The sequence below is a fragment of the Propionivibrio sp. genome, assembly GCF_029255185.1.
Taxonomy (GTDB): domain Bacteria; phylum Pseudomonadota; class Gammaproteobacteria; order Burkholderiales; family Rhodocyclaceae; genus Propionivibrio.
Genome location: NZ_JAPUVO010000090.1, coordinates 12,838 through 25,134, shown reverse-complemented (window position 1 = coordinate 25,134; position 12,297 = coordinate 12,838). Strand labels below are relative to the sequence as shown.

At 60.6% G+C, this 12,297-nt stretch carries 5 protein-coding genes; all 5 read left to right on the top strand.

The window, feature by feature from the left end; all coding sequences use genetic code 11:
• The first annotated feature begins 13 nt into the window (after positions 1 to 13).
• The 5 genes from Q1J43_RS06700 to Q1J43_RS06680 all read left to right on the top strand — a co-directional run bounded on the left by Q1J43_RS06700 (position 14) and on the right by Q1J43_RS06680 (position 12,220).
• A complete protein-coding gene (locus Q1J43_RS06700; RefSeq protein WP_301101650.1) occupies positions 14 to 289 on the top strand; it encodes an encapsulin-associated ferritin-like protein in 276 nt (91 codons plus the stop codon).
• 4 nt (positions 290 to 293) lie between these two features.
• The gene (locus Q1J43_RS06695) at positions 294 to 2,771 is read left to right on the top strand and encodes an EAL domain-containing protein (protein WP_301101649.1); all 2,478 of its coding nucleotides are present in this window, start codon (positions 294 to 296) and stop codon (positions 2,769 to 2,771) included.
• Between the two features lie 134 nt (positions 2,772 to 2,905).
• Complete coding sequence (locus Q1J43_RS06690; protein WP_301101648.1) at positions 2,906 to 3,220, top strand: BON domain-containing protein; 315 nt, start codon at positions 2,906 to 2,908, stop codon at positions 3,218 to 3,220.
• A gap of 75 nt (positions 3,221 to 3,295) precedes the next feature.
• The gene (locus Q1J43_RS06685; protein ID WP_301101647.1) at positions 3,296 to 5,473 is read left to right on the top strand and encodes a hypothetical protein; all 2,178 of its coding nucleotides are present in this window, start codon (positions 3,296 to 3,298) and stop codon (positions 5,471 to 5,473) included.
• A 117-nt stretch (positions 5,474 to 5,590) separates the two neighbouring features.
• Positions 5,591 to 12,220: a glucoamylase family protein gene (locus Q1J43_RS06680; RefSeq protein WP_301101646.1), complete on the top strand. Its 6,630-nt coding sequence runs from the start codon at positions 5,591 to 5,593 to the stop codon at positions 12,218 to 12,220.
• The last annotated feature ends 77 nt before the right edge of the window (positions 12,221 to 12,297 follow it).

The window sequence follows — 12,297 nt, the reverse complement described above, 5'->3', positions numbered from 1 at the left end:
ACGGGAGAATGAAATGTCCAGTGTCGGTTATCACGAACCTGTGGACGAGTTGTCCGCTGAAACACGCGACATGCACCGAGCCCTAGTTTCCCTGATGGAAGAACTAGAAGCGGTTGATTGGTACAACCAGCGCGTTGATGCCTGCGTTGATACGGGTCTGCGAGCCATCATCGAGCATAATCGGGACGAAGAGAAAGAGCATGCCGCCATGCTTTTGGAATGGATTCGGCGCAAGGACACTCGTCTCTCCAAAGAGTTGAAGGAGTACCTGTTCACCAACGGAGATTGACGGCATGGGTGTTCAGCCGACTACCGTCCTCATTGTCGAAGACGATGCCACTGATGCACGATTAATCAGGGAGGCTCTCGCCACCACGGGAGGCAGCCCGTTTCATGTCGAATGGGTAACGCAACTCACCACTGCGCTTGAACGGCTGACCAGGGGTAATGTCGACGTTGTCCTGCTTGACCTGTCGCTGCCCGATGGGCAAGGCATTCCCGCTTTTGATCAGGTATTCCAGGCGGCGCCGAACGCCCTGATCCTGGTCTTGAGTGCGGCAAATGAGGAAAAAACGACTCGCCAGGCCGTCCAGCGCGGCGCTCAGGACTATCTGGCCAAAGCCCATGTCGACGCCCACTGGCTGCCACGTGCCCTGCGTTACGTCATCGAGCACAAGGCTACCCGCGGCAAGCTGCAAGACAGCGAGGCAAGCTTTCGCGCCATGAGCGATGCATCCCCGCTGGGCATCTTCGTTTCCGACAGTCAGGGCAGTTGCACCTATACCAACGCCGCCTATCACAAAATATCGGGACTGAACTTCGAACAGACGCTTGGCAGCAACTGGATGACGGCAATCCACCCCGAGGATAGAGCGCGTGTGCTTGCCGAGTGGCGAGCGGCAGCGATGGGCGAGGAGCCATTTCAGACCGAATATCGTTTTCTGCAGGAAAATGAGAACATCGTGTGGACGCGCGTCAGCAGCGCCCCCATGCTTGACGGTTTGCACGCTAACGGCCGCGTGAAAACGGTCGAGGACATCAGCGAGCGCAAGGCCGCCGAGTTCAAGTTGCTGGCGGTGGAAGAAGCGCTGTATGACGAAAAGGAACGCGCCCAGGCTACCCTCAACTCGATTGGCGATGCCGTGCTGTCCACCGACCTGCTGGGCAATCTGACTTACATGAATCTGGTAGCCGAGACAATGACCGGCTGGCCTTATGCGGCGGCCCTGGGCCGTTCGCTTTCGGAGGTGTTCAGGATTATCAACGGCACGACACGCCAGGCGATTGCGAACCCGGCACAGCGCGCCATCAAGGAAAACAAAACTATTGGACTGGCGGCCGATTGCGTGCTGATTCGGCGTGACGGCTTCGAGTTCGCCATCGAGGATTCCTCGGCACCCATCCACAACCGGGATGGCCGGGTGAGTGGCGCAGTGATCGTTTTTCATGACGTCAGCACAGCAAAGTCGATGGCGCTGAAAATGACTCACATCGCCCAGCACGACTTTCTTACCGGTTTGCCGAATCGGGTGCTGCTGACCGAACGCCTGTCCCAGGCGATCCTGCTTGCCGACCGGCACCGCATGCAGGTTGCGCTACTCTTTCTCGATCTTGATAACTTTAAACACATCAACGATTCGCTCGGTCATGCCATTGGCGACAAATTGCTGGAGTCGGTGGCCGAGCGCCTGATGTCCTGTGTGCGGACCACGGATACGGTATGCCGCCAGGGCGGGGGTGAGTTCGTCATCCTGCTCGCTGAAATCGAACAGCAGCAGGATGCTGCCCTGATCGCGGAAAAGTTGCTTGCCGCCTCGGCCCTGCCGTACAGCATCGGCGGCCATGAACTGCATGTCACCCTGAGCATTGGCATCAGCGTCTATCCGGATGACAGCATCAATACCGACAGCGTGATGCAGAACGCCGACACCGCGATGTATCACGCCAAGTCAATCGGGCGTAACAACTACCAGTTCTTCAAGGCCGACATGAATACCAATGCGGTGCGCCGCCTGGTCATCGAAAACAGCCTGCGCCGCGCCCTCCGGCAGGAAGAGTTCCTGCTCCATTATCAACCGCAGATCGATATTGCCTCGGGCGCGATGATCGGCGCCGAGGCCCTGATCCGCTGGCAGGATCCGGATCTCGGGCTCATCCAACCGACGCAGTTCATTTCAATCGCCGAAGAGTGCGGCCTGATCGTGCCAATCGGCCGCTGGGTTCTGCGCGAAGCCTGCCGCCAGGTCAAAGCCTGGCTCGATTCAGGACTGCACGCCGTGCCCGTGTCGGTCAATGTTTCGGCGCTGGAGTTTCGGGACAAAAACTTTCTTTCCGGGCTTGGCGCGATCCTGAAGGAAACCGGGCTGGCGCCGCACTATCTCGAACTTGAGCTGACCGAAAACATCATCATGCACGACGCCAAGGCATCGGCGTCGGTTCTGGAGGCGATCAAAGCCATGGGCGTGAGGCTGGCCATCGACGACTTCGGTACCGGTTATTCGAGCCTGAGCTACTTGCAACGCTTCCCGATCAACACCCTGAAGATTGATCAGTCCTTCGTGCGCGACATCGCCACCAATACCTATGGTGCAAACATCGTTAGCGCGGTGATCGGCATGGGGAAAAGTCTCGGGCATCGGGTTATTGCCGAAGGTGTCGAAACACAGGAGCAGGTCGACTTCCTTCAGGCCAGCCAATGCGCGCAAGGGCAGGGCTTTAAGTTCAGCCTGCCGCTAGTCGCCGATGCCTTCGCGTGCCTGCTGACAAAATAGCTGTGTGCGGCAACGCACCGACTATTTCAGCTCCCGGCGCTATGGTGCTGTTGAGCTTGCGATGCAACGTGAGCTTCGGGGTCCGATGGTTTCATTACAACAAACCTGTTTTATTCACCTATGGAGAATCGATCATGAAACAACTGAACAACTATCTTTCAGCATTCTTTCTTGCCCTGGTGCTGGTAACAGCCGTGGGGTGCGCATCAACGTCCAAGCAGGAAGGCACGGGCGAGTATATCGACGACAGCGTCATCACCACCAAAGTGAAGGCCGCCATCCTCAATGAGCCGACACTGAAGGTTGCCGAAATCAACGTCGAAACCTTCAAGGGTGTGGTACAACTGAGCGGTTTTGTGAGCTCGCAGGCGGCATCGAGCAAGGCTGTTGAAGTGGCTCGCAGCGTTGGGGGCGTGAAATCCGTCAAGAATGACATGCGCATCAAGTAAGCAATGGCAGCCCGCAAGGGCTGTTTTTATATCTGATGGGTGCGCGAATTTTATTAACTGGAAAGGTGTCCCGAATTGAACACCGGCACAACGTTTTTCGGGTATTTGCACCAACTGACGGCGCGGTTGCGCGGTGGTCTGTCACCCAATAATCTTGACGAAGAATCACCGCTGCGCTCGGAGCTGTTCAGCGCCGATCAGATGGAACAGCACGGCAAGGCCTTGGCCGCTTCGCACCAACTGGCTTCGGGCCGCGCTCCGGACCAGTTGCTGGTGCGTCTGGCAGCAAACGAAAGCACCCTGGTCGATGTTTGCAACCTGCTCGCCGCTGCGGTTACCGAGAATCGTCGGATCACTCCGGCCGGTGAGTGGCTGCTTGATAATTTCTATCTCATCGAAGAGCAGATCCGAACCGCCAAGCGGCATCTGCCAAAAGGGTATAGCCGGGATCTGCCGCGCCTAATCAGTTCGCCATTCCAGAGCGCAGGGATGGCCGCCGGCCTACCCCGCGCCTATGACATCGCGCTTGAAATTGTGGCGCACGGTGATGGCCGGGTGGACACTGAAGTCCTGAATCGTTTTGTGGCGGCTTATCAGAGTGTCACCGTGCTCAAGCTTGGCGAGTTATGGGCGACCCCGATCATGCTGCGCCTGGCGATCATCGAGAATCTTCGTCGTGTCGGCGTGCGTATCTCGGCTGGCCGGGCTGATCGTAACCTAGCCAACGTCTGGGCCGATCAGATGATGGAGACCGCCGAGAAAGACCCCAATGGTCTGATCCTGGTCATCGCCGACATGGCACGCTCAAACCCGCCGATGGTCAGTGCTTTCGTTGCCGAACTCGCGCGCCGCCTACAGGGTCGTGGACCTGCCCTGGCCCTGCCGTTGACCTGGATAGAACAGCGCCTCTCAGAATCGGGCCTGACCATCGAGCAACTGGTCCAGTCGGAAAACCAGCAGCAGGCCGCCGATCAGGTCTCGGTCAGCAACAGCATAGGCAGTCTGCGCGTTCTCGGTGCAGTGGATTGGCGCGTCTTCGTCGAGACCATGAGCCATGTTGAGCAGACCCTGCTTGGCGATCCGGCCGGCGTCTACGGCAGCATGGAATTTGCCACCCGCGACCGCTATCGTCACGCCACCGAAGAAATCGCTAAAAAAGGGTGCATGGACGAGGTCAAGGTGGCGCGTCAGGCTGTTGCGCTGGCCGCTGCCGCTTCGGTCAGTGAGACAGAGCAGGCGACCGCTGCGCGGGCGCAGCATGTCGGCTTCTACCTGATTGGCAAGGGCTTGCCGCAACTTGAGCGGGCGGCCAATGTTCGGCTTTCAGTTTTCGAGAGAATGCGCCGTGCGCTAGCCTGCTTTCCATTGGTCCTCTATCTGGGCCCCATTCTGCTATTTAGCGCGAGCCTGGCCGGGACGCTACTCATCCGTGCTCGTTCCGATGAACTCTTTACCGGGGCTTCTGCGGCGGTTTCGTATGGCTTGAGCGGCCTGCTTGGCATCGTCCTGCTGCTGGCGGCCAGCCAGTTGGCCGTGGCGCTGGCAAACTGGCTGGCCAGCCTGCTGGTGACGCCGCATGCGCTGCCCAGAATGGATTTCACCAAGGGTATTCCAGCACAAGCGCGCACCCTGGTCGTCGTTCCGACCATGCTCACCAGCGCCCAGGGCATCGAGAACCTGATCGAGGCGTTGGAAGTCAGGTTTCTGGCCAATCGCGATGACCACCTGCACTTTGGCTTGTTGACCGATTTTTGTGATGCAGCACTAGAATCGCTCCCCACGGACGCGCCGCTGGTGCAACTGGCTCAGGCGAAAATTATTGAGCTCAACGAAAAATATGGCAGCAGCAGCCTGCCCGTCCGCCACGATATTTTCTTCCTCTTCCATCGCCCGCGGCGCTGGAACCCGCAGGAAGCCGTGTGGATGGGTTATGAGCGCAAGCGCGGCAAACTGGCGGACTTGAATGCGCTGTTGCGTCCCGCCGCGTATGGCGAAAATGCTGTCGGCAGCGCGGCTTTTTCGCATCTCACTGGTGACCTTGCTGTGCTCAGTGAGGTCAAGTATGTCATTACCCTGGACACCGATACGCAGTTGCCGCGCGATGCGGCGCGGCAATTTGTCGGCACCATGGCGCACCCGCTCAATCGCCCGCTCTATGATCGAATGCAGCGGCGGGTGATTGACGGTTACGGCATCTTGCAGCCGCGTGTGGCGATCAGCCTGCCGGGAACCAACCGTTCGCGCTATGCGTAACTGTACGGCGGCGAACCGGGAATCGATCCCTATACCCGCGCCGTCTCCGATGTCTACCAGGATCTGTTCGACGAAGGCTCGTTCATCGGCAAGGGAATTTATGAGGTCGATGCTTTCGTGCAGGCGCTCGGTAGTCCCGGCACTCCCGACACTCCCGGTAGTTCACTTGCTAGTTGTTTTCCCGAGAATCTGATTCTTAGCCACGATCTTCTCGAAGGCTGTTATGCCCGCTCGGGGCTACTCAGCGACGTGCAGTTGTTCGAGGACTATCCATCCCGTTACGCCGCCGACGTCAGCCGCCGCTACCGCTGGATTCGCGGTGATTGGCAACTGGCCGGGTGGTTGTTGCGGCAAGTTCCGGGCATGAAGAAAGGTGACAGTCGCCCGACCAATCCGCTCTCCGCCCTGTCGCAATGGAAGCTCTTCGACAACCTGCGGCGCAGCCTCGTCCCGGCGGCACTGCTCCTGCTCCTGCTGCTCGGATGGACATTGCTGACGTCGGCTATTTCGTCGGCTGTTTTCTGGACCCTGTCGGTACTTGGCATCCTGCTCATTCCCACCCTGTTTAGCATCTTCCTGGAGATGCTGCGCAAACCGGACGAAGTGCTCGTGCGCCAGCATCTTGCAAGCGTTGCCCGCTCGGCGTCACGGTGCGGCAAGCAGGTGGTGTTCGAGCTCGCCTGTCTTCCCTACGAGGCTTTCTTTAGCCTGGATGCCATCGTGCGCACGATCTGGCGGATGCAGGTGAGTCGGCGTCACCTGCTCGAATGGAATCCGTCGAGCGAGGCTGATCTGCAAGCGGCGGCACGCGGCCGCAGTGAACGTGCTGAACTCGTCGCCGCCTTCCGCGCGCAGTGGGTTGGACCCGCCATCGCCCTGGCGCTGCTCATCCATCTAGCCAGCGCCAGGCCGGCCGTACTGGCCGTGGCGGCGCCGATTTTGCTCCTTTGGCTAAGCTCGCCGCTCATAAGCTGGTGGGTCAGCCGCCCGCTGGCGCGCCGCAAGGCAAATCTGACGCCCGAGCAGACCATGTTCTTGCGCATGCTGGCGCGTCGGACCTGGGCCTTCTTCGACCGTTATGTCGGGCCGGAAGATCACTGGCTGCCGCCCGACAATGTTCAGGAATATCGCGTTGCCGCCGTTGTGCACCGTACCTCGCCGACCAACATTGGTCTGGCGCTGCTGGCTAATCTGTCGGCCTACGACTTTGGCTACCTCCCTGCCGGGCAGCTTCTCGTGCGCACGGAAAATACCCTGCGCACGATGGACGGACTGGAACGCTACCGGGGGCACTTCTACAACTGGTACGACACGCAAACCCTGCAAGCACTGCCGCCGCTCTATGTCTCGACGGTGGACAGCGGTAACCTCGCCGGCCATCTGCTGATCCTGCGCGCCGGCCTGCTCGCCCTGGCTGATGATCCGATACTCGGCACGCGGCTGTTCGACGGTATGACCGACACCTTCAGAATTCTCGAGGATGTGCTCGACGATGAAGCCGAGTACGGTGTCGCCGCAGCGTTGATCGAATTCCGGAAGACGCTGAAGCACGCTTTCGTTACTCGCCAGGGAAATCTGACGGTCGCGCGGGCGACCCTGCTGCGGCTAACCAGCGGTGCTGACCAACTGCTCGCCCACTTCACCGCCAGCGACGATGTTAGCGGCGATCATGCCGATGACATTGAAGCGAAAGGCGAGGAAGCCCGTACCTGGGCACAGGCGCTGGCCCGGCAATGCCACACGGCGCTCGACGAACTGATGCTTCTTGCTCCCTGGCTGGAGCAGCCAACGGCAGCGAGCGTGCTGGATGCACTGGCCGACGGCGCCGCGTCGACTTTGCCGACCCTGCGCCAACTGGCCAAGGCCGGCAGCCTGTCTGCCCGCGACCGGATGGCCGCTATCGAAGTCCTGGCGCAGCACGCAGGAGAGCTTGCGAACATGGAGTACGACTTCCTCTTCGACAAGTCGCGTCATTTGCTGAGTATCGGTTACAACGTCGCTGAACACCGCATGGATACGGGTTTTTACGACCTGCTGGCCTCTGAAGTGCGGCTTGGCTGTTTCGTCGCCATCGCCCAGGGGAAATTGCCGCAGGAGAGCTGGTTCGCCCTCGGGCGTCTGCTGACTGGCACCGGCGGTGAACCGGTGCTGCTGTCGTGGAGCGGTTCGATGTTCGAGTACCTGATGCCGCTGCTGGTGATGCCAACTTACGACAATACGCTGCTTGACCAGACCTGCAAGGCGGCGGTCGCCCGTCAGATCGAATATGGCGGCCAGCGCGGTGTGCCTTGGGGAATGTCCGAATCCGGCTACAACACGGTCGATGTGCATTTGAACTACCAATACCGCGCTTTTGGCGTTCCTGGTCTGGGACTCAAGCGTGGCCTGGCCGAAGATCTGGTCGTTGCCCCCTATGCCTCGATGCTGGCCCTGATGGTGGCGCCCGAGGAGGCCTGCCTGAATCTGGAGAAACTTGCCGGCAAGGGTTTCATGGGACGCTTCGGCTTTTACGAAGCGATCGACTACACGCCGGTACGGCAACGGCGTGGGCAGTCGTGCGTGGTGGTGCGCTCCTTCATGGCGCATCACCAGGGTATGAGCTTGCTTGCTCTGGCCTATCAGATCCTGAACCGTCCGATGCAGCGGCGCTTTGCTTCGGATCGACTGTTCCAGGCGATCATGCTGCTGCTCCAGGAACGCATTCCCAAGGTTACGGCATTGTTTTCGCACACTGCCCGGCTGGCCGCAGCCGGTTCGAGCACGGCGGCCGCCGAAATTCCGATTCGCGTTTTTACCAGCCCGAACACGGTTATCCCCGAGGTGCAATTACTGTCCAATGGTCGTTACCACGTGATGATTACCAATGCCGGCGGTGGTTACAGTCGCTGGAAGGATCTCGCCGTCACCCGCTGGCGCGAGGATGGGACCTGCGACAATTGGGGCAGCTTTTGTTACATCCGCGAGTTGACCACAACAAGAGGCCATGATGAGAATGCTCAGACTGACGAGTTTTGGTCGGCCGCCTATCAGCCAACGCTCAAACGTCCTGAGAAATACGAAGCGATCTTCTCCGAGGGACGCGCCGAATTCCGTCGCCGCGACCCGGTTGACCCAGGCGTTGGCTCCGGCGGCGGTTATTTCGAAACGCATACCGAGATCGTTGTCTCGCCCGAGGATGACATCGAGTTGCGCCGGGTGCGCATCACCAATCGCTCACGGCTGCGCCGGGAGATCGAGGTCACCAGCTACGCCGAAGTGGTGATCGCGCCACAGGCCGCCGATGCGCTGCATCCGGCCTTCAGCAATCTGTTCGTACAAAGCGAAATCCTGCGTGATCGCCGCGCCATTTTATGCACCCGTCGGCCGCGTTCGCCCGACGAACAGTCGCCGTGGATGCTGCACCTGATGGCGGTGCATGGCGCCGCCAGTGGCGCGGTGTCTTACGAAACCGACCGTCTGCGCTTTATCGGCCGCAGCCGCAGCGCCATCAGCCCGCTGGCGATGAGCGGGCGTGCAGCGCTGTCCGGCGGCGAGGGTTCGGTACTCGATCCGATTGTCGCCATTCGCCATAGGATCACCCTCGATGCGGGCCAGTCGGTGACCGTCGATATTGTTTCGGGAATCGCCGAAAACCGCTACTTGGCCGTATGCCTAATCGATAAATATCAGGATCGGCATCTCGCGGATCGCGTCATCGACCTGGCGTGGACGCACAGTCAGGTGGTGCTGCGCCAACTCAATGCCAACGAGACCGATGCCCAACTGCATGCCCGGCTGGCCAGTTCGGTGATCTACGCCAACGCCGGACTGCGCGCCGATGCGGCGCTGCTGATCCGGAATCGTCGCAGCCAATCCGGGCTATGGGGTTACGCCATTTCCGGAGATCTGCCGATCGTGCTCTTGCAGATCACCGATGCCGCCAATATCAGCCTGGTGCGCCAACTCGTCGAGGCTCACGCCTACTGGCGCTTGAAGGGCCTGGCCGTCGACCTGGTGATCTGGAACGAGGATCACGCCGGTTATCGCCAACAGTTGCAGGATCAGATCATCGGGCTGATCACCTCGGGCATTGAGGCCAGCGTGATTGATCGGCCAGGCGGGATTTTTGTTCGACCGGCCGAGCATATTTCGGCTGAAGATCGCATCCTGTTCCAGTCGGTTGCCCGCGCCGTCATTTCCGACAGCCAGGGAACGCTGGCTGAGCAGCTCGATGATCGCCGCCTCAGCGAAGCGCGCCCGCCGCAACTCAAACCGCTGCGCACGCACCGGGCCGAGCCGGCGCTCGGCGATCAAGCGCCGGGTCGGGATCTGATTCTCTTCAACGGGCTCGGCGGATTCGCCGCCGATGGGCGCGAATACGTTATCAGCCTGGCGCCGGGCCAGGTGACGCCGGCGCCGTGGGTGAACGTTCTGGCCAATCCGAACTTCGGCACCGTCGTTTCGGAGAACGGTGTGGCCTACACCTGGAGCGAGAACGCCCACGAATTCCGTCTCACCCCCTGGCACAACGACCCGGTCAGCGACGCCAGCGGTGAAGCGCTTTACCTGCGTGACGAGGATAGCGGCCACGTCTGGTCGCCAACGCCTTTGCCGGTGCGCGCGACAACGCCCTATATCATCCGCCATGGCTTCGGCTACAGCGTTTTTGAAACCAAGTCCGGCGGAATCCGTTCGGAACTGTGGGTCTATGTCGCGCTGGACGCCGCCGTCAAGTTTTCGGTGTTGAAAGTACGCAATGAATCGGGACGGCCACGCCGGCTTTCGGCCACTGGCTATGTCGAATGGGTGCTCGGCGATCTGCGCGAAAAGTCGGCCATGCATGTGAACACCGAAATTGCCGCGCAGAGCGGTGCGCTTTACGCGCGCAACCCCTACAGCACGGAGTTTTCCGACCGGCTGGCCTTCTTCGACGTCGACGATCCGGCGCGCACCCTCTCCGGCGACCGTGCCGAGTTCATCGGCCGCAACGGCTCGCTGCGTAATCCGGCGGCCATGAAACGCTCGCGCCTGTCGGGCCGGGTGGGCGCCGGCCTCGATCCTTGCGCCGCACTCCAGGTACGCTTCGATCTGTCCGACGGCCAGGAGCGCGAGATTATTTTCCGGCTTGGCGTTGGCCGCAATACCGACGATGCGGGCAAGCTGGTGCAACGCTTTCGCGGTCCCGTGGCGGCCCGCGGCGCACTCGAAGCCGTGCGCCAGCACTGGAAGCGCAGTCTTGGCGCGGTGCAGGTGGACACCCCGGATCAGTCGCTCAATGTACTGGCCAACGGCTGGCTGCTCTATCAGACTCTGGGCTGTCGTATCTGGGCGCGCAGCGGTTACTACCAGTCCGGTGGCGCCTTCGGTTTCCGCGACCAGTTGCAGGATGTGATGGCGCTCGTTCACGCCGAACCCGCTTTGGTGCGCGACCATCTACTGTTCTGCGCCAGCCGCCAGTTCCTGGAGGGCGACGTTCAGCACTGGTGGCATCCGCCATCGGGTCGCGGCGTGCGCACGCATTGTTCGGACGATTACCTGTGGCTGCCCCTGGCGGTTTGCCGCTATCTTACGGTTACCGGGGACAGCGGGATACTCGCTGAATCCGCGTATTTCCTTGAAGGCCGTCTGGTCAACGCCGAGGATGATTCCTACTACGATTTGCCCAGCCGTTCCGCCGAGCAAAGCAGTCTCTACCAACATTGCGTGCGGGCCATCCGGCACGGGCTGCGTTTCGGCGCCCACGGCCTGCCGCTGATCGGTTCCGGCGACTGGAACGATGGTATGAACCGGGTCGGCGTCGGCGGCAAGGGCGAGAGTATCTGGCTGGGCTTCTTCCTCTGCGAGGTGCTCAGGCAGTTCGCGCCGGTGGCTGCGGCAGAGGGCGATTCCTTCTTTTCCGATGTTTGCCGGAGCGAGTGGTTCCGCTTGCGCCAGAGCATCGAGAAGAACGGCTGGGACGGCCAGTGGTACCGCCGTGCCTACTTCGACGACGGCACACCGCTCGGTTCGGCGAGCAGCGAGGAATGCCGCATCGATTCGATTGCGCAAAGCTGGTCCGTACTCTCCGGGATTGGCGTCACTGGCGGCGCCGGTGGAATCGACCGCGAGCGGTCGTGCCTGGCCATGCAGGCGGTCAATGATCACCTGGTGCGCCGCGACGCCGCGCTGGTTCAACTGCTTGATCCGCCGTTTAATACCGCGAAGCTCGATCCCGGATATATCCGTGGCTACGTTCCGGGCGTTCGGGAAAACGGCGGGCAATACACCCATGCGGCAATCTGGACGGCCATGGCCTTCGCCGCACTGGGTGATCGCCAGCGCGCCTGGGATGTGCTGACCCTGATCAACCCGGTGAATCATGCGCTATCGGTCGCCGGGGTGGCGACCTACAAGGTCGAACCCTACGTTGTTTCCGCCGATGTCTATGCGCTGTCGCCGCATACCGGACGCGGCGGCTGGAGTTGGTACACCGGTTCGGCCGGCTGGATGTACCGGCTAATTCTCGAATCGCTGCTCGGTCTGCAACGCGACGCGGACCGGGTGCATTTTTCTCCCTGCCTGCCGGCAAACTGGCAGGCGTTCAGCATTCATTACCGCTATCGGGAAACGCCATACCACATCGCCGTATCACAAACGCCGGCCGGCGTAGATGAGCGGATGGGTGTCAGCTGCCTGACACTCGATGGTGTCGAGCAAGCCGACAAGATGGTTCTTCTGGTTGACGACCGGCAGGAGCATCAAGTCGAAGTGATAATAAGTGCGCAATAAATCTGAATGGAGTGGGAAATGTTTGAAATAAATTTACTGCGGTCGCTGGTCACGGTGCTGGCAAGTTCAGGAGCGGC